This window comes from Aliivibrio sp. A6, assembly GCF_028765505.1.
Classification (GTDB): domain Bacteria; phylum Pseudomonadota; class Gammaproteobacteria; order Enterobacterales; family Vibrionaceae; genus Aliivibrio; species Aliivibrio finisterrensis_A.
Genome location: NZ_JARACR010000019.1, coordinates 51169 through 74404, shown reverse-complemented (window position 1 = coordinate 74404; position 23236 = coordinate 51169). Strand labels below are relative to the sequence as shown.

Genomic DNA, 23236 nt, shown 5'->3' with positions numbered 1-23236 from the left:
TTGTTTGTTAGCCCTGTGATTGACTAGTACATATAACCTAGCCAATCAAAATGTCCAACACCCCACTGCTTATCTCTGAGTGGTTTCACATACAGTTCATCAATATGCTCTACAGCAACTCCAAAGTTGGTGTGCTCGTGAAGCCTTAACCAAGATTGCATACACTGAACCTTGTTAAAACCATTTGATGAGTAGAAATCATGTAACTCAGATATGAGGATTATGAAATCAACGTCTTTAGTTTCGGCAAATGCCGATACTTCTGACAACATGAAAGAGCCAATACCTTGCCCTCGATAACGTTCATCAACACAGAAGTCGATTACGCCCAGAACCTTATGTATTTCCCCACCGACGCTAACAACGCGATAATCCAGTCCAAGATAGCCAACCAACTGTTCACCTTGAAAATGAAGGGCACGCATATGAGGTAACTGCTTAAAGTAAGAACGACTTACTTGGTGGTCTGGAAAAGCTTGATTTCTTAATGCTTCGATTGCCTTATGATGCAATTCTGAAACATCTATTTCTTGTACGATTTCCATATCATTTCCTGAAAAGGGCTAACGCTTTATCTACGACAAAATGTCGTATAGTACACCTACAACCTTTATCTATAGTTTTTCTATTAATGCTGTAATTCTGTTCTAAAATAATATGTAAATCAATGTAATAGCACATACATATCAGTGAGGTGACTCATGAACTACGGATAAAGCCATTACACTCTGCTTTTCTTATCTTTTTCTTTACTGATAGCAAACCTCATTTAAAATACTACCATTGGTTTTATTAATGGATTACTCATGTCATATTTACTTTCAATTACCCTTCTTTGGGCTTTTTCATTTAGCTTGATCGGGGTTTACCTCGCAGGACAAGTTGACGCTTGGTTCTCTGTATTAATGCGTATTGGGTTAGCGACTTTGGTTTTTCTTCCATTTTTACGCCCTAAACAAGTGCCTTTATCCACAGCTATTAAGCTAATGCTTATTGGTGCTATCCAACTTGGATTGATGTATGTATTTTATTATCAATCCTTTTTGTACCTTACGGTTCCTGAAGTTTTATTATTCACCGTAATGACACCTATTTATATCACGCTATTAAACGATGCTTTTGAAGGAAAGTTTCACCCTCACTTTATGATAAGTGCTGTGATTGCTACTTTAGGCGCGATTGCAATTCGCTATAACGGCATTGATTCTGGTTTCTTGCTTGGATTTGCGATGGTTCAAGGCGCTAATTTATGTTTTGCGACAGGCCAAGTTTGCTATAAGCGATTAATGAAAGATCAAACCATTGAGCAAAAAACCGTGTTTGGGTTCTTTTTCATCGGTGCCTTAATCGTCGCTACTGTTTGCTACGCTATTTTTGGCAACACAGAAAAGCTACCTACAACAACGACACAGTGGGGCGTACTTATTTATTTAGGAACCATAGCTTCTGGCCTTGGCTACTTCATGTGGAATAAAGGGGCTACGTTGGTTAATGTTGGTGTGTTAGCGGTAATGAATAACTTGCTTATTCCTGCGGGGATCTTAGTAAATTTATTGATTTGGAATCGTGATGCCGATATTTTACGCTTAAGCTTAGGAGGTGGATTGATTCTTATTGCTTTATTCGTAAACCAACAGTTAGAAAAGAAACGTCATCAATAATAGCTTCTAACTACCTCAAGATTGATTAAAATGGGTGTCGACAATCAGTCGGTATCCATTAGAATAAGTAATCGTTATTTCTTACCACAACACAAAAGAGTGTTCGAAATACCGCATGACTAAAACTCAAATCCAGAACCTGCCTCCTGCATTTAATAAAAATCCACAAAAACGATGTGCTTCAGTTTGTAGTACAAGATCACCAATCAGTTCCATAGATGTAAATCCTTAAGCTGTATTTACTCCAATGAAAAAAAGAATATAAAATACAATGGCAGGAATAAAAACAGTAGCAACATAAAGTATTATTTTCCCTTACGGAGCAAATAAACGAGAAATACAAATAAAAACAACAAGATAAAAACAATTAATAGATAAAAATACTAATTTAAGTTTATGAAACAGCAATACATTCGTGTCTGATATATAAGACATTTTTAAAAACCAGCCAATGCTAGAACTCGTTTATCATTCCCATTTCAATACATATCATTTATTACATTTTTATATAATCCATTATTTTCTCGCACACCATTTATTGATAAAAATAATTTATCTTTACCAATAAAATTACTCGTTTTACTTGGATACTTATTAGCCTCATAGTCGCTGAAAATCTACTTATTTCTATTACTTTTTTTGAGGCACTGCGGTGAACACAACAACATCAACTCAATCACAACCTGGTCTACTTATTCCTGTGATTGCACTTTCTTTATTTGCTATTGCATCAGGCTATTTAATGAGCCTTATTCCATTGATGCTAAGCCAATATGGAATTGAGGCGAAATACGCCAGTTGGTTAGCCAGTGCTTTCTACGCCGGATTACTTGTAGGTGCAGGATTAATCGAACCCTTTGTTGCTCGTCTTGGGCATAAAAATGCGTTTGTTTTATTCTTAATTTTGCTTGCTGCAACTATTGTTATTCTTCCTTCTATGCCTATTGAATGGGTATGGATGACGGCGCGCTTTATTGCTGGTATCGCTGTAGCTGGTGTATTTGTTGTTGTTGAATCTTGGTTATTAATTGGCGATGCTGAAAGTCGTCCAAAACGCCTTGGTTTATACATGGGTGCGCTTTACGGTGGTTCATCATTAGGACAGCTAGGTATCGGTTTTATCGGTATCGAAGGGTTACTACCTTATTACATGATCATCGGTTTAATCATGATGGCTATCGCTTGTTTACTATTTGGTAAAGGGGCGCAACCACAAGTACAACATCATAATGTATTAAACCTTAAGCAAATTTTAAAACTAAACAAAGCATCAATCATGGGATGCGTAGTCTCTGGTTTATTACTTGGTGCAGTATATGGCTTAATGCCTTTAGAACTAAAACATCGAAACATTAACACTACGCAAATTGGTAGTTTAATGGCGCTGATTGTTCTTGGGGGAATGGCGGTTCAACCACTTGTGTCTTACTTATCTAAACATTTAGGTAAAACATTATTGATGGCGCTATTTTGTATTCTTGGTGTATTCGCTATTGGTTTAACTACGTTAAGTGATAACACTGCGGTACTTGCAACGGCACTGGTTCTTCTTGGTATGGCGGCATTTGCTTTGTACCCTATCGCTATCTCTTTGGGTTGCGATACATTAGATGAGTCATACATTGTATCAGCAACACAGGTGATGCTATTTAGCTACAGTATTGGCTCTGTATGTGGCCCGGTATTAGCAAACACATTGATGAATACTGCTGAAGGCTTAATGAGTTACTTATTTGCAATTTTACTAGCAACCGCTATCTATATGTTACTAGCAAGCATGCGCCAACACCGCCCAATGGTTGCTGGTGAATAAGCGGTAGGATTTACGAAGGGTGCGCGTTACAATGCGCACCACAATTGCGAAAGGTAATAAACAATGGAAGATGCACAATACGTTGTAGAATGGGGCGAAACCATCACCCTTAATTTTGAAGGTGCCCAACTTGTTTCGGCTTATCATACTTGCCCTGAAGAAGGGGACGAAACTGAACTTGAGTTTGGTGAGGGTTGGTTCCAAGGCCCTGATGATGAAGAGTACCGCATTGAAATGCAAATGGCGCCTTTCCATCCTTATGATGAAGATCCTGTCCGTTTAGCAAATATCACCATTAATGGCGAGATCGTAAAAATCTTAGAAATCGCAGAAACAGTCGATGGCGAGTTCTTCATTGAACCAAGCGACAGTGATTACTAAGTAAATCAAACAAATATTGAAAGGCGCATTGTTTAATTACTTTGCGCCTTTTTGTATTTATTTATCGCTATTGATATATTACATACTGATTTCTACTTTAAGAATGTATGCAGGTAATACTTGATGAGAGCGATTGTAAATAAATTTGGTCCACCACTAGAGTCCATTCAATTAGAAAACAGCACTCCTGATATCCTTGCCCATCATCAACTCCAATTAAAAATGAAATACAGCTCTATTAATCCCTCTGATCTTATTACTATTTCTGGCGCATATCGCTCTCGTATTCAATTGCCTTTTATTCCGGGCTTTGAAGGCATGGGGATCATCAATAATTGTTATGATACAAAATCACCATTTTCTATTGGGGATCGTGTATTACCCATTGGCAGTGCTGGATCATGGCAAACCTATCGAAATATTGATGAGAAATGGTGCTTCTCAATTCCTGATTATCTTAGTGACGAGCAAGCAGCAACGTCTTACATAAATCCGATGACAGCTTGGTTAATGTTGACTGAACAATTAAATATCACAAAAGGAATGTCTCTCGTTATTAATGCCGCGACCTCTGCTATTGGTCTAATGATAATACGTATGCTTAATCATTTAGGAGTTGTTCCTATTGCGTTGGTTCGTCGTGATAATACTGAAGCTCTCTTTGAAAATTGCCAACTAAGCGCCATTATAAATACTCAAAACAGTATGGCTTATCAGCAATTTGAGTCTCTCAAAGATCACGGCGGCGTTGATGCGATTCTGGATTGTATTGGAGGAGACCAAGCGTTAGAACAAGCAATGCTATTAAAGAAAAATGGCCAATTTATTAACTATGGGTTGCTCTCTGGTATGCCTATCTCTGCTCGTTTTTGGCAAGAAAGACCTGATATTGATTTCTCATATTTTCATTTAAGACAATGGGTTCATTCTGCCTCAAAAAAGGATATTCAGCATAAACTGAATGAAGTAATGAGATTGGTTCATGAAGGGATTGCAGAATCAAAAATAGATAAAATAGTACCTATCACATCTCTCCACTCTGCTATTGAAGAAATACAAAATAAAACAGTAAATAATAATGGGAAAATACTGATTTCTTTTTAAGATCTCGCTCTTTATAACGGTCGCTATTAAGTCACAAAAGAATGATAGAGTGCAGAATAAAACGCACTCTATTTACCTACACTTTAACTGTATCTCAATTATTTATTAAACAGCTTTTCCATTGATAAATGTGGGATCCCTGCTTCCATAAACTCATCACCATACGGCTGAAAACCCAATTTAGTATAAAAATCGATAGCGTGCTTTTGAGATCCTAAATACACTCGTGGATAGCCTTTATTTGTTGCTTCATCAATCAATGATAAAACAATTTTAGAGCCTAGACCTTGTCCTCTAAATGCTTTCAAAATGGCAATGCGACCAATATGCCCATCGTCTAAAATACGCCCTGTTCCCACTGGCTGAGCATTACTATAAACAATTGCGTGTACTGCTGATTCATCTAATCCATCAAACTCAATATCAGGATCTATGCTCTGCTCTTGAATAAACACGGTATCACGTACTTCACGAATAGCTTGTTCATTCTCACCAATATAATTTACGTTTTTAACCTCAAACATCTTCGTACTCTCAATATTTACTTCGTTTACAAAAGAAATAAAATCTAATAAAAATTACTTAGACATTAACTTCTTTAATCTTGCTAAATCAATCGCACTTGAGCGTACTGTTAACTTAATATGCTCATAGTCATATTCTTCTTTAGTTACACTCATGCTTGAGCGGATCTCACCCATTATGCCTTTTGCATCATAAGGAACAATAATCTCTTCTTCGATCATTCCTTGCTCAGAAGCGTTAACAATGTACTTATGCAACTTAGCGACATCAAGTGGATTACGAGTTGATGTCATCATTGCATCTGGAAACTCTTCCATCAATTCTTGTTGTTGCTCTGGTGTTAGCTGATCTGATTTATTTAACACTAATAATTTATCAATGTCGTCAACACCCACTTCAGCAAGTACTTCATGCACAACATCAAGTTGAGATCTAAACGTTGGATCTGATGCATCCACCACATAAAGTAATAATGAAGCATCGTGCGCTTCTGCTAAGGTTGAATGGAAAGACGCCACTAAATCGTGAGGAAGCTTTTTAATAAATCCAACGGTATCTGATACTAGAATACGAGGCTGAGTCTCTGGATACAGTGCACGTACCGTCGTATCCAGCGTTGCAAACAATTTATTCTCAACCAATACTTCACTGCCTGTTAATGCACGCATCATTGAAGACTTACCAGCATTGGTATAACCCACTAATGCAACACAAAACAACTCTGAACGCTGAGCTCGACGACCTTTAAGTTCATCCTGAACACTTGCTAACTCTCGGCGCAACTCAGCTAACTGGTCACGCACTTTACGGCGATCAAGTTCTAGCGTTGTTTCACCCGCACCTTTACCCATTTGGCGTTCATTATCACCAATAGAAGATTCTCTCAATCGTGGGGCTACATAGTTTAGGCGAGCCATTTCAACTTGAAGACGAGCGGTACGAGTACGAGCATGACGACTGAAGATCTCGATGATAATGCCAGTACGGTCATAGACTTGAACACCAAGCTGGTTCTCAACATTTCGCAATTGTGACGGTGTTAAATCGCAATCGAATACCACCACATCCGCACAACCAAAAGGCAGATTATCTGATGGAATATCATCTAAATCCATTTCATCAAAGAAATCTTCAGTATCAGAATCATATTCCTCACCTTCACCTTGGTTACCCGTGATGTGCGCTATTTCTGCCAATTTACCAGCACCTAAAACACTCATTTTTTGTGTGGAACTTTGATTTTGAGACTGAGTTCCCACTACTTTAAAGCCTAGCGTTGTTACCAAGCGAGCAAGTTCAGCTAAAGAGGCTTTTGCTTCTTCACCTTTAAACTGTGGAGTACAAATAGAAATGAGCAAAGCATTATTAAGTAACGGTTTTTCAGTTAATTTCATGATTTTATCTTAGAGCACCTAAGTGCAAGCCTGATTTTAGCTAAAGTTAGTCTAATCCTACGCTGTTATGAAGAAGCTTGATAGGTAAATAGAAATTAAATAAAAAATAATCTTTTGGTTAGTGAGCGGCCGCTGACATAACACCAAAAACTTTACGCTTACCAAGGTAGGCGATCTCCACTGTAAGCTAAAAATGAGCCACTTTGTTGTGGTGTGCTTGAAGCAATCAACCCAATAAGATCACAAGCAACTCTTTCTGGTGTAAATAATTTACCTTGAGGGACATTAGCTTGAAATGGTTCAGATAAAGGGGTGTCTGTTGTCCCCGGATGAAGAGCTAATACCACACCATTTTTTAGTATTCTCTGCCATTCAATTGACATGGTTTTTATAAACATGTTTAAAGCGGCTTTGGATGCTCTATAGCTATACCATCCACCCAATTGATTATCTGAGATACTGCCCACTTTGGCAGAAATGACAGCAAACTTAGGTGTGTCTGTCTTTTTGAGCTTTGGCGTAAAATATTTAGCGAGTAGTAATGTGGGTAGTGTATTAGTGGTCATCACTTGTTGAAAAAACACACTATCTAATGCGGTTAAGTTTTTCTCAGGTCCTTTATCTCGTGTATGCAATATACCAACACAATTAATAATCCAATTTATATCATCAAAGAGTTCGCTGAATACTTTCACTTCATCATCATGGCTAACATTGACTTGATACCACCTCACTCTTTCATGTTGAAATTGCGGTTTGGTTCGGCGATAAGTGGCATGAATTTGAGCATCTGAATACTGGGTAAGGCACTCTTTTATCATCGCAAAGCCTATACCACCATTTCCTCCGACAATAAGTATGTTCATAATGACTCCTTAGCAAGATTCTGTCGCATCACAACCTATTTTGAGCAACTGGTTTTACTGCAACGAGAAGATCCCGTTAGCCAATAGGAGACTCGATAACGATTTTTAGCAAAATGCAAATAGCACCAATCGGCAAGTACTTTAATTCCCGGCCATCGAAGCGGAGCATAAAGCCAACCTTTACCCACGAGTTTCCAGGCAAGATACGTTACATCTAACCCGAGGATCAGCTCACCGTTTTGGTTTAATGCATGTAAAACCGTATTTGCAGCCTTTGGGTCAATACTTGGATAGTCAGAAAAGTCTTCACTATAAATATCAATGGTTTTTATCGCATTATTTTTATCTTGTTGCTTAAGCGCATTCATCTCTTTTGCACACAATGGACAAGTTCCATCATAAAAAATGGTCAACTGGTACATATGAACCTCTAATTTTGGATTTACATACCTTATACGTTAGAAATGACTTTTTAGATCAAGAAAGGGATTTATACCAATCACAGTAAGTAAGTGTTCAGAAATAGCGCAGGAAAAATGAATTAGAATAAAGTGCAAGCTACAGATACGAAAAAGCCCCAGCATTTCTGCTAGGGCTTAGAATGTGGCGGTGAGTGAGAGATTCGAACTCTCGGTACGTTGCCGTACACACACTTTCCAGGCGTGCTCCTTCAGCCACTCGGACAACTCACCGAATCATTGCTCTTTTCGAGACAACGAGCGCTAATTTAATGATTTACGTCTACATGGTCAAGGAGTTTCTTTCATAATCTCAATTGTTTGCTTTATTTTTACACGGCTTGGTTAGCTTGTAATCACAAAGTCTTATTCTTTATGCTTTAAATACTGAATCCAATCTTTTACTTCTTCTGATGGATAAGCTTCATTGAGCCGTTTTGCTTGCGCTAAAGCATCATTATAACGAGATAGCTTATAATATAGACGAACCTTCATTAAGCGATATTCTGGCACACTAATGACTGACTTTGCTTTCTCGGTGCTTATTAATGCTCGTTTATACGCTTTTTGATGTGCTTGCAGTTTTGCTAAAGACCAATAATGTTCTGCATTGTGTTGCGCAGCTTGTTGCCATGCTTTTTCTGCGTTAGCCCACTCTTTTGCCATTTGCCAGTAAGTCGCTTGCCTTACTAGCTCTGGTTCAGTTTTGGTTTTGGGATACTGGATAAACATTTCATCCATTATCTGAGCTGCTCGCTCTGGTAATCTATTTTGGCTATAAAGTTGAGATAAGGTTTTAAAATCTTGAGCTTCAAATTGAATTCCTTGCTGCTTTGCCAAGGCATAGTTTACTAAGGCTTTATCTGTTTTTTGTTGCTGCAATTGAGCCGCTATTAATTGTTGCCACCACATTTTATGATTAGGTTCTAGCTCAATTAATCTTTGAGCCGTTTTTTCTGCTGGGCGCCAAAACGATAACTGCAATTCACTGACTAATTGGATCTTGTATTTTTGTATTTTCTCATTGCTATTATTAGGAACAAATTGTCGTATATACGTTAAACAGTTTTTCCATGATTGCTTTTGATAATAAGCATTCGCAACCCTTAGATAGATTTCATTTTTATTTGATGCTAACTCTGTACGTTGCTTATCTGATGATGTTGAATACTCAGATACCAACAAATGCTGATAATGCGATATGGCTTTTGAAAATTGATATTCGGAATAATAAATATCTGCCCGCATTTTCTCGGTTTGCCATTGTGACTGTTTATCAAGAGATGCTAGAGATACAGATTTATCTAACTCTGATATCGCTTTTTTCGCTTGCTCATTTTGCCAATAAAAAACACCCAATACCCTCGCTATATAAGCTTGGTCATATTTAGCATTTGGGTTTAATAAAGATAATACATCAATGGCTTCCCCTAGCTTTCCTTCTTGTTGAAGTTGGCTAGCATATTGAATTTTCTTAGCATTATAATGGCTCAGTTCTGCTGCATGTAACTGCCCAACAATAAGCAACACACTTATAACCATTCCATAATTGGCATAACGAATACATAACTGAATAAAACGCTTCATTGGCTTAATCGATACTCTAACCGTACCGTTTGGCCTGGTTGAGTTATCGCCTTTCCTTTGACTAATTTAGGCTGATATTTCCATTGCTTTAATGCTTGAATTGCAGGTCGAACAAACATACGACTAGGCTCTGCTTCAATGCTTTCGATGTCCGTTGGCCTACCTTGTTCATCAATGGTAAAACGTAAAATAACATACCCTTCCATTTTGCGTTTTAGTGCTCGTGATGGGTATTTTGGCTCAACTCGGTAGAGTGGCATCGCTTGCTGATTTTGTCCTAAGCCCTCAAATGAAGGTAAAGAAACCGCAACATTCAATCCAACCTCGCCCAACTCTATTGATGGCATTGATGTCTCTTCTGGTGCATTCACTTTTGCAACCTGAGATGACAAACTTGATTGCAACTCGGGCACATTAGGAGTTTTAGGAGGCTCTGGCAATTGACGAATACGACGTTGACTGTGCGATTCAGGCTCAGCCATCACAACATCAAACTGTAAACGCTCACTTTCTGCAATGGTGTTTTTAGGTTGAATGGTCATCCAAGCCATAAAGCTAAACAAAGCAAGTGTAAGAACTATCGCCAACATAAATGCAAACAGGCTACGAAGCATTATTGTGCTTCCGTCGCTAATGCAATGCCTTCAATTCCCGCCCCTTTCGCGGCATCCATCACTGAGACGACAGTGCCATTATAGGCGTGTTTATCTGCTTGGATCACAAGGTTCGCTTGAGGATTATCCAGATGAAGAGAGGCCAAAACCGCCTCTACTCTTTCCATATCTACACGACGTTTATCGATAAAAACTTGATTATTAGCAGTAATAGCGACAAAGATCCCTACTTCTTTTTGAGCAACAGAGTGAGAGGCTTGAGGACGGTTAACTTCTACTCCTGATTCTCTGACAAACGAACTAGTAACAATGAAAAAAATCAGCATAATAAAGACGATATCTAACATTGAAGTGAGATCTATATTCGCATCTTCTCTGGCTTTTGTTCGACGAATTATGCGCATTCGTCACTCCTTAATGCTTGTTCTAAGCGATATTCATGTCGTGTCATGACTTTTAATAATCTTGCGTGTGCAAATAAACCAACGAGGGCTGCCACCATTCCAGCCATTGTAGGTAAGGTTGCCATAGATATGCCTGATGCCATCAGCTTAGGATCACTGCTGCCCTGTTGAGCCATAATATCAAATACGGAGATCATTCCTGTTACCGTACCTAATAAACCTATCATAGGACATAAACTCACAAATACTTTGATTAAGCTCAGGTGTTGATACAGCTGACTATTGGCTAATTGTAATAACCCTTCTTTATTGGCAAGTGCATACCAAGACGTCCGTTCATTACGGCTTTTCCATTGCATCAACCACTGCTTTTTACGTTTTGGAAAGACAAAAAATAAAAATGAAATCCGTTCAATTACCAGAAAAAACACCATCAAAACCACTAGCATCAACCACCATAGAACAACCCCACCTTGTGACATAAAATCACTGATGGTTGGAAAATAGCGGTTAAATAACTCAAGCATTATTCAGCTCTGCTTTTGCAGCAACCAAACTAACTCCCTGCTTTTCTAAAACGGCATTAATACTGTCAGCACGGCTAGACAGTAAATTATGAGCCAACAACAATGGCATTGCCGCCACTAACCCTAATACAGTTGTTGTTAACGCCATAGAGATCCCACCCGCCATTACCTTTGGATCACCATTACCAAATTGCGTAATCACTTGGAAAGTTTCGATCATCCCAGTAACCGTTCCAAGCAAGCCCAACATAGGCGCTAAAGCCGCTAACAGTTTTAGCATAGATAACCCTTTTTCTAACCCTTGCTGTTCATCCATGATCGTCTCAAGTAAACGCAACTCTAAAGACTCTACTGTTTGCGACTTTTCTTTATCATATACCGATAAAATACGCCCTAATGGGTTATCACTTAGCTTATCTGGGTGTTGCAATTGCTTGGTAATTTGTAACTGTAAACGAAGTAATACCACACCTCGATATATCGCAATAATGAGCCCAATACCTAGTAAACCTAGAATAATTTGCCCAACAATACCTGCTTGTTCAATACGCTGAGTCAGCGTAGGTTGTTCAGCATATTGAGTAAGCAGCGCCCCTCTAGTCACATCGATGAGCATTGAGTTCACTGTAAAATTAGCGGCTGTTGGTGATCCTTCAGGATAACGAAGATACGACTCAGCTTGAGCGTTTGAACGATCCCACTTCATGTAACCTTCATCAGAAAGTAGCCCCATATCACCGATACGAAGTATAGATTCTTCAACAACAGTACCGTCACCTTGAAGCGCTTGTGCATTTACTGGGGCAATACGTTTACTTTGCTCAATGTAAGCCACCATTGTATTGATGTACTGAGATAACACCATTATTGAGGGTAATGCATCAGTATTTATTACCGCTTTTATTGGCTCTATGCTGACCCCTTCACTCGGTTGAATAAAAGAGGTCATTACCGTACTTTGGGTCGTTGCTGCTCCCTGACGAACCACACCAAAGACTTCGCCAAGGCTACCTGTTTCAATCTGCAATTGTTTTTCTAAATCAACTAAGGCTTTTTCATTACGGCTGAACGTAGTGCTTAATCTCTCAGTCTCTTTTTCTATCTCTTGAATCGAGCGTTTTAAGACAGATAATTGTTGCTCTAACTCAACACGAGTCTGTTTTATATTTTGAGTACGCAGCTTATCTTGTTTTTGCTGCTCTATTTGATTTGCTTTGGCTTTATTGTCTAGTTGAGAAAGTGCATCAGCATGAATAGGTAATGCAATCACAAACATAAAACATGCAACAAGTAATGAAGAAATACGCATCAGATATTCTCCTTAACTTGCGATTGATTGAGATCAGATACTGAAAGTGGTAAACGTAATAATTGAGGTATTTTGTGCTTATTAGCGATATCGAAAGCCACATTCACTTCATCGAATACCTCAGTTTCTACTGCATGCCACTTCTGCTTTTCTTGTAACCAAAGCCAAACGTGCTTTTTATCCGCACTGCGAGCAAGTAAGGTAATTCGGCCAATATGCAGCTGTTCAACCACTCTTTTGCTGCCATCTTCTAGGGTAATTTCTTGCTGGTAGGCAGAGATTTTATACCCATAATCCATCTCTATCTGAAACGCTTCTAATAACCGACGAAATTTTTCAGCATCACTAATGTCTGCTCGTCCCATTAAAAGCTGAAGTTGGTTAAGCCGCTCTGTTCTAGCCGTAAAACGAATAGGCAAATCTGAATGTAGAATGCGATCTAATTCATTAAGCATCTGGTACATCAAAGGAACAATACCCTGACGCGTCTCTTCTATTTGAGTGATTTGAATATGGAGTTGCTGCTTCTCATCTTCTTGAGAACGAACAAGTTGAGTCAAATGATCACGATAAACGGTTTGATTAGATAACCTAATGCTGGCTTGTTCAATCTGATTTTGCAGATCTAATATGCGCTGAGCTTCTTTATCTATACCTTGCTGAGCCTTCTGAGAGGATTGATTGGTTTTCGCTTCTATGTCTTGAGCGTGTGACAATGAATTTGCAGACACTGTCGACATCCCCATAAAACCAATTGCGCTATAGGCAAGCATTACTAAAAAATATGTTTTCATTAGTCCGTTAATCTTTATAAATACGCAACTTCAAGAATAACATCTTTAAATCAATATTTTGAATATTCAGAATAAAAAAAAGCCAGCAATCAATGCTGGCTCTAAGTGTTAGTTTAAAATCAAAATATTAATGCGCATGAGGCGTATAACCTGGAACTTTAAATGCTTTACGGCATGCATCCAAAAAGTAGCCGTAAAACACGCCCATTACACATGAAACAACAACATTACTTGAAACTGCAGTAATGATTTGTTCTGGTGTTGCTCCCACAGCCAATAAAATCATTGCATAAGCTGGTGATTGAAATGTCACATACGCCACTAAATCTGCAATATTCTTCATAAATTTACTCGGCGATATACGAGCACCTTGACGCAACATAAAGTCACGAAATACTCCGTAAGGCCAAGCAATTGCTATGTTAACTGGTATTGAGAGAGTCCTTGATGCTAATGACTGCTCAAATGTCATCCCTGAAACTAAAATTTCAATAAACATGCCCGTAATAAAACAAAAAACCACCATTGCAAATGTATCCGCCGCTGCATTTCGGATACAAAATGGTCCTTTCTTAGACATTAACTTTCTCTCTCCAACTATAATAAACCAGATTAATAAACTGCCCGACCAATGCGGTAGCAGTCGATAGAACTAGCTGAGCATGCCTAGCTAGTAATTATCGCTATTTAATCACAATGTTATTAGAATTAGATCTCGAAGTTGAGTCAATGTAGTAAACTTACAACTACTTTTTGATTTGAAATCAGTTTAATTCGCTACTCGTTACATTCCGTAAGTTATTTTCACAAAAAGGCAACTTATCAATACAAGAAGATAAGCATTAATTTCTATTCAGACAATATTAAAAGTTCTTGATACAATAATGAAAACTTGAATGGAATGAGAACATTATGTCTTTATCACTTACGGCAATTCTTTCAAACCCTGAATTAGAAAATAAACTGCTAACTGAAGCACAAACACAAGGTTTTATTGCGGCGATGGCTGCGGCTCCAAACCTTATCAATCCTAATGAGTGGTTAGCTTTTTTATGGGGTGGTGAAGAAATATCTCCTTTTACCACAGCAGAAGATTTAGAAGCGTACGCTAATGCTGTAGTTAACCTATGGAATGAGTATCGCGAAGCATTTTTATCTGGTCAGTGGCAATGGCCTAAAGCATGTCAACTTGATGATGAAGAGATTGTAACAGCACAAACTCGTCAATTCTCTGAAGGTTTATTACAAGGTTGGCAGTTAACGCGTGACGATTGGGAAACACTAATGCCAGAAGAGAGCGAAAATAATGCGCTACTTGGTGGTGTATTGCTTTCTATTAGTATGCTATTTGATCCTGAAACCGCATTAGCAACATTAGAAGAGCAAGGCATTGAAGGTTTAGATGAGTTCAAAGAAATCTATAACGCAGTTCCTATGATGCTATCAGGCTTAACCATGCGTGGTTTTGAACTTGCAGAAGCTGAAGCAAGCCGCGACGAATAAAAGAAAACCCAATAACAAAAATGGCGACCAACTTGGTCGCCATTTTTATTTAACTACTTAAAGCATTACTTATTTGCGTTTAATTGCTCGGCAAAATCTAACATACGATTTAGTGGGATAAGTGATTTTAGACGTGTTTCTTCATCAACAAAGATCTCATGCTCGGCACCACCTTTATTAAGCGCCTTCTCAATCGCTACAAGACCGTTCATTGCCATCCACGGGCAGTGAGCACAGCTACGGCATGTTGCACCAGCACCGGCTGTTGGTGCTTCTAATAGCTCTTTTTCTGGCACCATTTGCTGCATCTTGAAGAAGATACCTTTATCGGTTGCCACAATCATTTTCTGCTGTGGTAACTCTTTCGCGGCTTTAATTAACTGGCTTGTAGAGCCTACCGCATCTGCCAATTCAACCACACTTGCTGGTGATTCTGGGTGGACTAAAACTGCAGCATCTGGGTGAAGTGCTTTTGCATCTTTTAGTGCTTTTGCTGAGAACTCATCATGAACAATACATTCACCCTGCCATAACAGCATGTCTGCACCTGTTTTGTTCGCAATGTATGAACCTAAATGACGATCTGGCCCCCAAATGATCTTCTTATCTTCATCATCAAGGTGCTCAACAATTTCTAGTGCGATACTTGATGTTACGACCCAATCAGCACGTGCTTTTACTGCTGCTGAGGTATTCGCATAAACAACAACGGTGTGATCAGGATGAGCATCACAGAACTCTGTAAATTTATCAGCAGGACAACCAAGATCAAGCGAACATTCAGCTTCTAGCGTTGGCATTAAGATTGTTTTTTCAGGCGTTAAGATCTTTGCAGATTCACCCATAAAACGAACACCAGCAATGACTAATGTCTTCGCATCATGACGATTACCAAATTTAGCCATTTCAAGTGAATCACCAACAAAGCCGCCAGTCTCTTCTGCTAATGCTTGGATCTCAGGGTCTGTATAATAATGAGCAATTAATACCGCATTTTTATCGCTAAGCAACTGCTTAATTTTCGCGATGTACTGCGTTTTCTCATCGGCGCTTAATTTGATAGGTTTTGGAGGAAAAGGATATACCGTATCGACGTGGTCTAAAATGTGGCCCATTGCTCAGCTCATTAATATCTTAAAATAATCTCGATATTATACGCCTTATGCTATTGGCAGCAAGTTAGAGGCAATAAAAAAGGAGCACTTCAGCTCCTTTTTAATTTCTATTTATAACGATTTTAACTGATTATCAGCTGTTTTCGCTGTTGTGCTATCTGGATATTCAGAAATCACTTTTTGATAATATTTTTGAGCCGCAGCTTTATTGTTATTTCGTTTAGCAAGTTCACCTAATTTTAATAAAGCATCTGCGCGTTTATTTGAATCAGCATAACTTACTACTTTTGCAAAACTTTTTGCAGCTTCTATGTCATTTTTCTGAGCAAAATAAAGCTGTCCTAACCAATAATGTGCGTTTGAGCTATATACAGAATCAGGATAGGCTGCAACAAAATCTTGGAATGCTTTGGTTGCGCCAGCATAATCTTTTTTCTTTAAGATTAAATCAACTGCATTTTGATATGCTTCGTTTTCATTGGTATCAGCAGCATAAGCACCAGAAGAACTATCAATCGCTTCTGCTGGAGTTGTTACTGGTACTGGCTTTGCTGTTCTCAGTGTATCGATTTCAATATATAGCTGACGTTGACGTTCTAGCATTTGATCAAGCTCATAGCTATTACGTTCAACCATTCCACGCATTTCTGACAATTCTTCTGATAAACCATCAAGCTGCTGCTGAAGCTGAAGTTGAATTTGGTTACGGCTTTTTATCAGGCGCTCTAAACGCTCAATGCTCGCTGAAGATGCTGGAGCAGAAGAAGTAGAATTGGAAGTCGCATTTAAATCTGTGACTGGAGCAGGTGCGGCGACCACAAGGGTCGCCGCACTAGCCAGCAACGTAAGCGGAATAATTCGCTTAAGGTTACTGTATTTCATATAAGTCAGCCTTATAAACTATCGATTAGTATACTAATACTGCGCGACGGTTTTTAGCGTAATCTTCAGCAGTTTGACCAAGAACTAGTGGCTTCTCTTCACCGTAGCTTACGATAGAGATTTGGTCAGCAGAAACACCTAGAGCTTGTAGGTATTTAGATACAGCTTTAGCACGACGCTCGCCTAGTGCGATGTTATACTCAGGAGTACCACGCTCATCAGCATGACCTTCAACAGTTACTTTGATTGCTGGATCAGCGCTTAGGAAAGCAGCATGTGCAGCAAGCATATCTTCGTACTCAGAAGAAATTGTTGAATTATCAAACGCGAAGTAAACTGTTTGTACTTTACGAAGCTCTTGTTCTGCTTGAGCGCGAACTTCAGCTTCAGTCATAACTTCATCTACTTCGATAGAAGTAATAACAGCAGTGTCTGTTTGACCTTCAGCACCTGTTGTTTGAGTTTCTGCAGCATTTGTTGATTCTTGGCCAGCAGTACTGTCAGTTGCGCTGTCGCTAGAACTACAAGCAGAAAGAGCAACCACAGGCAAAGCGATTAAAAGACTCTTAAGAAGATTATTTAGTTGCATTATATTTTCCTTATTACCTAAATATTTAGTAGCTATAAAAATGGCGACCACGCTGGTGCCCTTACACGTCCGTTAGTCGCTGGTAAGCGAGCTTTAAAACGGCCATCGATAGAAACCATCGAAAGTACATTCTGTTTTCTATAAATGGAACTGTAAATCACCATGCCGCCATTTGGCGCAATACTAGGTGACTCATCCAGTAGTGTCTTGGTTAAGACCTGGACGGCACCAGTTTCTAAATCTTGTTTTGCTAGATTGAATCCAGTCTCTGAGCGATTCACCATGACAATAAACTTACCGTCTGGAGTAATCTGCCCACCAAGATTTTGACTGCCTTGCCAGGTTAAACGTTTTGTTGAACCGTCTTGTAAATTTACTCTATATATCTGAGGTTTACCACCCCGATCTGAAGTAAATATTAAAGACTTGTTATCAGGAGCCCAAAAAGGTTCCGTATTATTCGATCTTCCGCGAGTTATTTGACGCATTTTCTTCGTCTCTAAATTCACGATATAAATATTCAAGCTTCCTGTTTTCGACAATACAATGGCTAATTCTTTACCATCATGTGAAAAACGTGGCGCTCCATTATGACGCGGATAAGAAGCAATTAATTCTCTCTTACCTGTATAAATATTCATAATAAAAACTTGTGATTTTCTGTTTTCAAAACTCACATACGCTAATTTTTTACCATCAGGTGACCAAGCTGGTGACATGATTGGTTGTTTTGATTTTAGTACCAGGCGTTCGTTGTAACCATCATAATCAGCAATGCGTAATTGATATGGATATTGTGCTTTATCATTAACCACAACATAAGCAATACGAGTCAAGAATGCCCCTCTCTCACCTGTCAATTTTTCATAAACGACATCAGAGATTCGGTGTGCGTACTTACGCAGCTGTTTTTTCGATAGTGTTGCAACTTTATTTACAAGAATATGATCTTGAGTCAGTACCAATTCACCAGTGCTGTTAAGAGCCTTCGATTGACCTTTCGTTAATTGACCACGAACGACATCAATTAATTTATAGGTAACTTCGTATTTACCTTGAGCATTAAGTTTCACTTCACCGGTAACAATCGCATCCACACCCATTTTAGTCCAAGCTTCGTAATTGATATCCGAATCTTTATAGGGTGTTTGAGGCATTTTATTAGTTGCTACAGGGCTAAATTTGCCACTGCGCTGTAAATCAGACGAGATAATAGCAGAAATATCTTGTGGTAATTTACCTTCACCATGCCACTTAAACGGCACGATTCCGATTGGCCTTGCAGAATCAATACCTTCTGTTATAACCAACTCTAATTCAGCTCTTGCTACTTGGCTAAATGTTAAACAAGCAACAAAGAGAGTTAATATCCATCGTTTTAGCACTTGAGCTTCCTTATTCTGGTTGAACCGTAAGGTTAATATTCGTTAATTTAGCAACAACATCTGAATCTTTTGGCATTGGGAATACATTTACTTTAGTTACCGCCGTTTTTGCTGCACGGCAAACTTGAGCATCTCCCCCTAATGTTGTCACAGATAAAAGTAACCCTGATGACGCTAACTTAATTTTTACTCTACAACTTTTACCTACATAGGTTTCATCAACCAATAGGTTCTGTTGAATCATTTGAGTGTAAATAGCGGCATGGCGATTCACTTCATCATCAATATGTTGCTGCTTAGCTGATGAGTTTTGAACTGTCTCATCTTCTAATCCTGCAAAAATATCATTTAGCGCTGCTTCTTTTTGCTTTCGCTCAGCTTCTGCTTTCGCTGCACGTTCTTTTTCTTTACGCGCTTTTTCAGCAGCTGCTGCTTTTTCTTTTGCGACTCTTTCTGCTTCTACTTTCGCCGCTTTTTCTTTTGCTTTACGATCCGCTTCAGCTTTCGCTGCGCGTTCTTTTTCTAATTGCGCTTTTTTTGCAGCCTCTTTTGCGGCTTTTTCTTTATCAGCCTTAATTTTAGCCTGTTTGGCAACTTCAGCTTTTGCAGCGGCATCCGCTCTACGTTTTCGTTCAACTTCTTCAGCAACAGCACGCTCTTTTTGTTTCTTCGCTTCTGCTACTGCTTTTTTACGCTCTTCTTCAGCTTCTCGAGCCGCTTTTTTCTCTTTAACTTGTTGTTCTTTTAGTTTTCGAATTCGATCTTCTTCCGCTTTTCGATTTTTTTCTAACTGAGCAGCTTGTTGTTTTAATCGCTTTAAACGCTCTTGCTCAGCCCGCTCCGCTCGTTCTCGCTCTTGACGGATCTGAGACGCTTGTTTTGCAATCGTATTTGGATCGATCACAACAGCTTGGATAGTATTAGGCTTTGCTTTGTCATCCAGAGAAAAATCGCTGCCAAAGATAAGCGCTGCCACGAGCAACAAGTGCAACACGACAGATACAATAATAGCAAAAGTGTAATTATTATCCGATTTCATTAATGATTATTCACTTCTATTCCTTGAGATCGGTAAGTAATCCAACTTTACTCACCCCAGCACGGCTTAATTCATCAAGAACTAAAACAATCTCTGCATAAGGCGTGCTAGCGTCCCCACCTACCGCAACGGGTGAATTAGGCTTAATGCTCAGCTCTGCTTTCACATTAGTGATCATCTCTTGCATTGACATAGGACGACGAACTTCTTGATTATCAACACTTAAGCCAAGGTTTCCATCTTTATCAATTTCAACAATGATAAATGTTGCATTAGGATCTTCACCCGCCATCGCTTGCGCCGATTTTGTGTTACTCATCTCTGGTAATTCAACATCTACCCCTTGAGTGACAAACGGAGCCGTTACCATAAAGATAATTAATAACACCAACATGACATCAATGTAGGGAACCACATTAATTTCAGCCGTTAATTTTCTTTTCTTTGGTTGATAGCCAGACATTACTTCTCCTGACTTGCCATTGCTTGACGATGTAAAATGCTTGAGAACTCATCCATAAAAGCAGCGTAGTTATGCTCTAACTTGCCCACTTTAACACTAAGTCTGTTGTAGGCAATAACCGCTGGAATCGCAGCGAATAGCCCCATAGCTGTTGCAACCAATGCTTCAGCGATACCTGGAGCAACCATTGCTAGTGTCGCTTGCTTTACTGCACCTAACGCAATAAACGCATGCATGATACCCCATACGGTACCAAATAAACCTATGTATGGCGTTATAGAACCAACAGTTGCAAGAAAAGGTAGGTTGGTTTCAAGACCGTCTACTTCTCGCGAAACCGTAACGCGCATAGCTCTAGATGTTCCATCCATTACTGCTTCAGATGAAGAGCTCACTCGAGATAAGCGTGCAAATTCATTAAAACCAGAATAGAAGATTTTTTCAGTACCACTGATTCGATCTTTACGAACTTTCACTTCATTAAACAGCTGTGACAAATCCATTCCTGACCAGAATTTATCTTCGAAGCGTTCTGCATCAATACGAGCAACGGCTAAAATTTTTGAGCGCTTGAAGATCATGGCCCATGATGTTACCGACAAGCCTAATAAAATAAGCATCACGATCTTAACTAATAAACTAGCTTGTAGAAATAGATCAAGAATTGATAGTTCACCTGTCACAAGTTATCTCCGATAGTATAAATGATGGAATCGCTGTTGGTTTCATCTTTGAGTTTTCAATACAGGCTACCTTAACCGTAGCTTTGCACAATACCTTCCCTTCAGAATTAACCAATAACTGACAAAAGGTTAGCGATACTTTTTTAAATTCTGTTATGGATGTTTCAACTTTGAGTTGTTCGTCTAATCGTGCAGCTTGAATGAAATCAATATTAATACTTTTTACAACAAACCCTATCGATTGCTTTAACAGTACTTGTTGAGAGACACCATGATGGCGCAATAATTCCGTTCGTGCTCGTTCAAAAAACTTTAAATAGTTAGAATGATATACAACTCCGCCAGCGTCTGTGTCTTCATAATAAATAGTGATCGGCCATTCAAACGTGTTGTTATCCATTACATTTTTCTCTTTTCTTATTGAAAAATCCGTTGCTAACTATAACCGATTTTTTATTAGCATCACTATAGCAAATAAGAATTTTAGGCTATATCGTCAAAAAAAAAGCAGTTTGATACTTAAATAAGTAACAAACTGCTTAGTATGCTGTTCCAATAGACAAACTTTTATCGGCTTATCACTTTAGAAAAAATACAAATAACTAAAGTAGCCTAAGATTACTATTGAAAAATACGGACTAAATATCAGCTTCCAAATCCATTTATGAGGAATAAAACCCACAGCAAAAATGAATGCAGTACACACTGAATAAATTAAGCTTGGGGCTAATAAGCCACTAAATCCACCAATTTGATCAGAGTACACCCTTGGTTCCCACATCAGCATTGCCATGTGAAATACCGCAGCTGCAACCAACAATAATCGTACTACGATATTGTTGATTGGACTGTGGACGCTGTCTATTTTGTCAGCGAGATTACTCACTGTCTTTGTCCATCATTTCTGAATGCTCTAACCAAAGTGCATTAATGATTGCAAATGAACATGCTAGTAGCACGCCTAGGATCCATGCGAAATACCACATAATAAATACTCCTTAGTAAAGAGACGTTTTGTTCTCTTCAATGAATTTAGAATCAAGACGACCAAACATTTTGTAGTACGTCCAAATGGTATAAGCAAGAATAATTGGCACCATTACGATAGCAACATAAGTCATTAATCGTAGCGTCAATTCACTTGATGTCGCATCCCACATAGTTAGACCATGATCAGGATTAAAGCTCGATGGCATTACGAATGGGAACAATGCGAAACCAGACGTTAAAATAACACCCGCATTCGTCAAGCTAGAACTTAAGAATGCTAAACCACCAATATTTGCACGAGAAGCTATAATAGTAACGATAGGCATAATCACAGCGAGTGCTGGAGCAATCCAAAGTAGTGGGTATTCATTATAATTATTAAATAGCGCACCGACTTCACGAACCACTTCTTTATTTAGTGGATCAGAGGCTGCATTGTGGTCAAGAACCGTAGTAATTACATAACCTTCGATGCTTTGAGCCCAGAAACCAGCGATAACAAACAGAACAATAACAGCAACACTACAAATCATCGCGACATTACGAGAACGGGTATGAAGCTCTTCTGTTGTTTTCATCTGTAGCCATGTTGCACCTTGAGTGATGAACATTGCTGAACTCACTAAACCACAAAGCAATGCAAATGGGTTTAACAACTCAAAGAAACCACCATGATAACTCAGCATCATTAGGTTGTTTAACTCAAATGGTACGCCTTGAAGTAAATTACCAAATGCAACACCAAAGATCACTGGTGGAACAAAGCTACCGATAAAGATCGCAGCATCCCACGCTGAACGCCAACGTTTATCTTCGATTTTAGAACGGTAATCAAACCCTACTGGACGAAACCATAATGCTGCTAATGTTAGGATCATTGCTAGGTAAAAACCTGAGAATGACGCAGCATATACTAATGGCCATGCAGCAAATAATGCACCACCGGCAGTGATTAACCATACTTGGTTACCATCCCAGTGTGGGGCAATTGAGTTAATCATAACTCGACGTTCTGAATCTGTTTTTCCGATAACAGGTACTAGTGCACCAACACCCATATCGAAACCATCTGTTACAGCGAAGCCAATCAATAATACACCGATTAATGCCCACCAAACAAATCGCAATACTTCATAATCAAACATTGCTC

General features: G+C 38.9%; 28 protein-coding genes and 1 tRNA gene. 5 read left to right on the top strand and 24 right to left on the bottom strand.

Features of this window, described 5'->3' with window-relative positions:
- Window positions 1-23: 23 nt before the first annotated feature.
- Window positions 24-545 carry a GNAT family N-acetyltransferase gene (locus PVK70_RS12350; protein WP_069507797.1) on the bottom strand — a complete coding sequence of 174 codons (522 nt, stop codon included), beginning with the start codon at window positions 543-545 and terminating at the stop codon, window positions 24-26.
- 261 nt (window positions 546-806) lie between these two features.
- Between PVK70_RS12350 and PVK70_RS12345 the strand changes: the two genes are divergently transcribed.
- The 4 genes from PVK70_RS12345 to PVK70_RS12330 all read left to right on the top strand — a co-directional run bounded on the left by PVK70_RS12345 (window position 807) and on the right by PVK70_RS12330 (window position 4959).
- The gene (locus PVK70_RS12345; protein WP_130048454.1) at window positions 807-1661 is read left to right on the top strand and encodes a carboxylate/amino acid/amine transporter; all 855 of its coding nucleotides are present in this window, start codon (window positions 807-809) and stop codon (window positions 1659-1661) included.
- 652 nt (window positions 1662-2313) lie between these two features.
- Window positions 2314-3474: an MFS transporter gene (locus PVK70_RS12340; RefSeq protein WP_130048453.1), complete on the top strand. Its 1161-nt coding sequence runs from the start codon at window positions 2314-2316 to the stop codon at window positions 3472-3474.
- A 63-nt stretch (window positions 3475-3537) separates the two neighbouring features.
- Window positions 3538-3855: a hypothetical protein gene (locus tag PVK70_RS12335; RefSeq protein ID WP_130043273.1), complete on the top strand. Its 318-nt coding sequence runs from the start codon at window positions 3538-3540 to the stop codon at window positions 3853-3855.
- A gap of 123 nt (window positions 3856-3978) precedes the next feature.
- Window positions 3979-4959 (top strand): zinc-dependent alcohol dehydrogenase family protein, encoded by a 981-nt coding sequence (locus PVK70_RS12330; protein ID WP_130048452.1) that lies wholly within the window; start codon window positions 3979-3981, stop codon window positions 4957-4959.
- A 98-nt stretch (window positions 4960-5057) separates the two neighbouring features.
- Here PVK70_RS12330 and PVK70_RS12325 read toward each other — a convergent pair whose 3' ends face one another.
- The 12 genes from PVK70_RS12325 to PVK70_RS12270 form a co-directional block, all read right to left on the bottom strand.
- On the bottom strand, window positions 5058-5483 hold the full coding sequence (locus PVK70_RS12325) for a GNAT family N-acetyltransferase (protein ID WP_130048451.1): 426 nt from the start codon (window positions 5481-5483) through the stop codon (window positions 5058-5060).
- Window positions 5484-5537: 54 nt separating this feature from the next.
- On the bottom strand, window positions 5538-6878 hold the full coding sequence (gene hflX / locus PVK70_RS12320; protein WP_130048450.1) for a GTPase HflX: 1341 nt from the start codon (window positions 6876-6878) through the stop codon (window positions 5538-5540).
- Window positions 6879-7036: 158 nt separating this feature from the next.
- A complete protein-coding gene (locus PVK70_RS12315) occupies window positions 7037-7744 on the bottom strand; it encodes an SDR family oxidoreductase (protein ID WP_165367191.1) in 708 nt (235 codons plus the stop codon).
- 35 nt (window positions 7745-7779) lie between these two features.
- Window positions 7780-8166: a thiol-disulfide oxidoreductase DCC family protein gene (locus tag PVK70_RS12310; protein ID WP_130048448.1), complete on the bottom strand. Its 387-nt coding sequence runs from the start codon at window positions 8164-8166 to the stop codon at window positions 7780-7782.
- A gap of 182 nt (window positions 8167-8348) precedes the next feature.
- Window positions 8349-8436 (bottom strand) — tRNA-Ser (locus tag PVK70_RS12305).
- Between the two features lie 132 nt (window positions 8437-8568).
- On the bottom strand, window positions 8569-9789 hold the full coding sequence (locus PVK70_RS12300; protein ID WP_130048447.1) for a tetratricopeptide repeat protein: 1221 nt from the start codon (window positions 9787-9789) through the stop codon (window positions 8569-8571).
- Window positions 9786-10403, bottom strand: a complete 618-nt coding sequence (locus tag PVK70_RS12295) for an energy transducer TonB (protein WP_130048446.1) — start codon at window positions 10401-10403, stop codon at window positions 9786-9788. Before PVK70_RS12295 ends, PVK70_RS12300 begins: the two co-directional genes overlap by 4 nt.
- On the bottom strand, window positions 10403-10807 hold the full coding sequence (locus tag PVK70_RS12290; RefSeq protein ID WP_130048445.1) for an ExbD/TolR family protein: 405 nt from the start codon (window positions 10805-10807) through the stop codon (window positions 10403-10405). The genes PVK70_RS12295 and PVK70_RS12290 overlap by 1 nt, the downstream gene beginning before the upstream one ends.
- A complete protein-coding gene (locus PVK70_RS12285; protein ID WP_130048444.1) occupies window positions 10798-11334 on the bottom strand; it encodes a MotA/TolQ/ExbB proton channel family protein in 537 nt (178 codons plus the stop codon). Before PVK70_RS12285 ends, PVK70_RS12290 begins: the two co-directional genes overlap by 10 nt.
- Window positions 11327-12643 carry a MotA/TolQ/ExbB proton channel family protein gene (locus PVK70_RS12280; protein WP_130048443.1) on the bottom strand — a complete coding sequence of 439 codons (1317 nt, stop codon included), beginning with the start codon at window positions 12641-12643 and terminating at the stop codon, window positions 11327-11329. Before PVK70_RS12280 ends, PVK70_RS12285 begins: the two co-directional genes overlap by 8 nt.
- Window positions 12643-13437, bottom strand: coding sequence for a DUF3450 domain-containing protein (locus tag PVK70_RS12275; protein WP_130048442.1), 795 nt, complete (start codon window positions 13435-13437; stop codon window positions 12643-12645). Before PVK70_RS12275 ends, PVK70_RS12280 begins: the two co-directional genes overlap by 1 nt.
- Window positions 13438-13564: 127 nt before the next feature.
- Window positions 13565-14017 (bottom strand): L-alanine exporter AlaE, encoded by a 453-nt coding sequence (locus PVK70_RS12270; RefSeq protein WP_130043264.1) that lies wholly within the window; start codon window positions 14015-14017, stop codon window positions 13565-13567.
- Window positions 14018-14349: 332 nt separating this feature from the next.
- Here PVK70_RS12270 and PVK70_RS12265 point away from each other — a divergent pair, with 332 nt between their 5' ends.
- Window positions 14350-14940 (top strand): UPF0149 family protein, encoded by a 591-nt coding sequence (locus PVK70_RS12265; protein WP_130048441.1) that lies wholly within the window; start codon window positions 14350-14352, stop codon window positions 14938-14940.
- A gap of 65 nt (window positions 14941-15005) precedes the next feature.
- Here the strand turns inward: PVK70_RS12265 and nadA are convergent, their stop codons facing one another.
- The 11 genes from nadA to cydB all read right to left on the bottom strand — a co-directional run bounded on the left by nadA (window position 15006) and on the right by cydB (window position 23231).
- Complete coding sequence (gene nadA / locus PVK70_RS12260) at window positions 15006-16055, bottom strand: quinolinate synthase NadA (protein WP_130048440.1); 1050 nt, start codon at window positions 16053-16055, stop codon at window positions 15006-15008.
- Window positions 16056-16166: 111 nt separating this feature from the next.
- Complete coding sequence (gene ybgF, locus PVK70_RS12255) at window positions 16167-16937, bottom strand: tol-pal system protein YbgF (protein WP_130048439.1); 771 nt, start codon at window positions 16935-16937, stop codon at window positions 16167-16169.
- 25 nt (window positions 16938-16962) lie between these two features.
- Window positions 16963-17526 (bottom strand): peptidoglycan-associated lipoprotein Pal, encoded by a 564-nt coding sequence (gene pal, locus PVK70_RS12250; protein WP_130043249.1) that lies wholly within the window; start codon window positions 17524-17526, stop codon window positions 16963-16965.
- 32 nt (window positions 17527-17558) lie between these two features.
- Window positions 17559-18911 (bottom strand): Tol-Pal system beta propeller repeat protein TolB, encoded by a 1353-nt coding sequence (tolB, locus tag PVK70_RS12245; protein ID WP_130043248.1) that lies wholly within the window; start codon window positions 18909-18911, stop codon window positions 17559-17561.
- 10 nt (window positions 18912-18921) lie between these two features.
- Window positions 18922-19950: a cell envelope integrity protein TolA gene (tolA, locus tag PVK70_RS12240; RefSeq protein ID WP_130048438.1), complete on the bottom strand. Its 1029-nt coding sequence runs from the start codon at window positions 19948-19950 to the stop codon at window positions 18922-18924.
- 16 nt (window positions 19951-19966) lie between these two features.
- Window positions 19967-20413 carry a protein TolR gene (tolR, locus tag PVK70_RS12235; protein WP_130043246.1) on the bottom strand — a complete coding sequence of 149 codons (447 nt, stop codon included), beginning with the start codon at window positions 20411-20413 and terminating at the stop codon, window positions 19967-19969.
- Window positions 20413-21096, bottom strand: a complete 684-nt coding sequence (gene tolQ / locus PVK70_RS12230; RefSeq protein WP_130043245.1) for a protein TolQ — start codon at window positions 21094-21096, stop codon at window positions 20413-20415. The genes tolR and tolQ overlap by 1 nt, the downstream gene beginning before the upstream one ends.
- A complete protein-coding gene (gene ybgC / locus PVK70_RS12225) occupies window positions 21086-21496 on the bottom strand; it encodes a tol-pal system-associated acyl-CoA thioesterase (protein WP_130048437.1) in 411 nt (136 codons plus the stop codon). The genes tolQ and ybgC overlap by 11 nt, the downstream gene beginning before the upstream one ends.
- Before the next feature lie 183 nt (window positions 21497-21679).
- A complete protein-coding gene (locus PVK70_RS12220; RefSeq protein WP_130048436.1) occupies window positions 21680-21982 on the bottom strand; it encodes a cyd operon YbgE family protein in 303 nt (100 codons plus the stop codon).
- The gene (gene cydX / locus PVK70_RS12215; protein WP_012550467.1) at window positions 21975-22082 is read right to left on the bottom strand and encodes a cytochrome bd-I oxidase subunit CydX; all 108 of its coding nucleotides are present in this window, start codon (window positions 22080-22082) and stop codon (window positions 21975-21977) included. The genes PVK70_RS12220 and cydX overlap by 8 nt, the downstream gene beginning before the upstream one ends.
- A 12-nt stretch (window positions 22083-22094) precedes the next feature.
- A complete protein-coding gene (cydB, locus tag PVK70_RS12210) occupies window positions 22095-23231 on the bottom strand; it encodes a cytochrome d ubiquinol oxidase subunit II (protein ID WP_130048435.1) in 1137 nt (378 codons plus the stop codon).
- Window positions 23232-23236 lie beyond the last annotated feature (5 nt).

Coding starts and splice junctions, on each gene's coding strand:
- PVK70_RS12350 (WP_069507797.1), bottom strand. CDS start 545: ATGGAAATCGTACAAGAAATAGATGTTTCAGAATTGCATCATAAGGCA.
- PVK70_RS12345 (WP_130048454.1), top strand. CDS start 807: ATGTCATATTTACTTTCAATTACCCTTCTTTGGGCTTTTTCATTTAGC.
- PVK70_RS12335 (WP_130043273.1), top strand. CDS start 3,538: ATGGAAGATGCACAATACGTTGTAGAATGGGGCGAAACCATCACCCTT.
- PVK70_RS12330 (WP_130048452.1), top strand. CDS start 3,979: ATGAGAGCGATTGTAAATAAATTTGGTCCACCACTAGAGTCCATTCAA.
- PVK70_RS12325 (WP_130048451.1), bottom strand. CDS start 5,483: ATGTTTGAGGTTAAAAACGTAAATTATATTGGTGAGAATGAACAAGCT.
- hflX (WP_130048450.1), bottom strand. CDS start 6,878: ATGAAATTAACTGAAAAACCGTTACTTAATAATGCTTTGCTCATTTCT.
- PVK70_RS12315 (WP_165367191.1), bottom strand. CDS start 7,744: ATGAACATACTTATTGTCGGAGGAAATGGTGGTATAGGCTTTGCGATG.
- PVK70_RS12310 (WP_130048448.1), bottom strand. CDS start 8,166: ATGTACCAGTTGACCATTTTTTATGATGGAACTTGTCCATTGTGTGCA.
- PVK70_RS12300 (WP_130048447.1), bottom strand. CDS start 9,789: ATGAAGCGTTTTATTCAGTTATGTATTCGTTATGCCAATTATGGAATG.
- PVK70_RS12295 (WP_130048446.1), bottom strand. CDS start 10,403: ATGCTTCGTAGCCTGTTTGCATTTATGTTGGCGATAGTTCTTACACTT.
- PVK70_RS12290 (WP_130048445.1), bottom strand. CDS start 10,807: ATGCGCATAATTCGTCGAACAAAAGCCAGAGAAGATGCGAATATAGAT.
- PVK70_RS12285 (WP_130048444.1), bottom strand. CDS start 11,334: ATGCTTGAGTTATTTAACCGCTATTTTCCAACCATCAGTGATTTTATG.
- PVK70_RS12280 (WP_130048443.1), bottom strand. CDS start 12,643: ATGCGTATTTCTTCATTACTTGTTGCATGTTTTATGTTTGTGATTGCA.
- PVK70_RS12275 (WP_130048442.1), bottom strand. CDS start 13,437: ATGAAAACATATTTTTTAGTAATGCTTGCCTATAGCGCAATTGGTTTT.
- PVK70_RS12270 (WP_130043264.1), bottom strand. CDS start 14,017: ATGTCTAAGAAAGGACCATTTTGTATCCGAAATGCAGCGGCGGATACA.
- PVK70_RS12265 (WP_130048441.1), top strand. CDS start 14,350: ATGTCTTTATCACTTACGGCAATTCTTTCAAACCCTGAATTAGAAAAT.
- nadA (WP_130048440.1), bottom strand. CDS start 16,055: ATGGGCCACATTTTAGACCACGTCGATACGGTATATCCTTTTCCTCCA.
- ybgF (WP_130048439.1), bottom strand. CDS start 16,937: ATGAAATACAGTAACCTTAAGCGAATTATTCCGCTTACGTTGCTGGCT.
- pal (WP_130043249.1), bottom strand. CDS start 17,526: ATGCAACTAAATAATCTTCTTAAGAGTCTTTTAATCGCTTTGCCTGTG.
- tolA (WP_130048438.1), bottom strand. CDS start 19,950: ATGAAATCGGATAATAATTACACTTTTGCTATTATTGTATCTGTCGTG.
- tolR (WP_130043246.1), bottom strand. CDS start 20,413: ATGTCTGGCTATCAACCAAAGAAAAGAAAATTAACGGCTGAAATTAAT.
- ybgC (WP_130048437.1), bottom strand. CDS start 21,496: ATGGATAACAACACGTTTGAATGGCCGATCACTATTTATTATGAAGAC.
- cydX (WP_012550467.1), bottom strand. CDS start 22,082: ATGTGGTATTTCGCATGGATCCTAGGCGTGCTACTAGCATGTTCATTT.
- cydB (WP_130048435.1), bottom strand. CDS start 23,231: ATGTTTGATTATGAAGTATTGCGATTTGTTTGGTGGGCATTAATCGGT.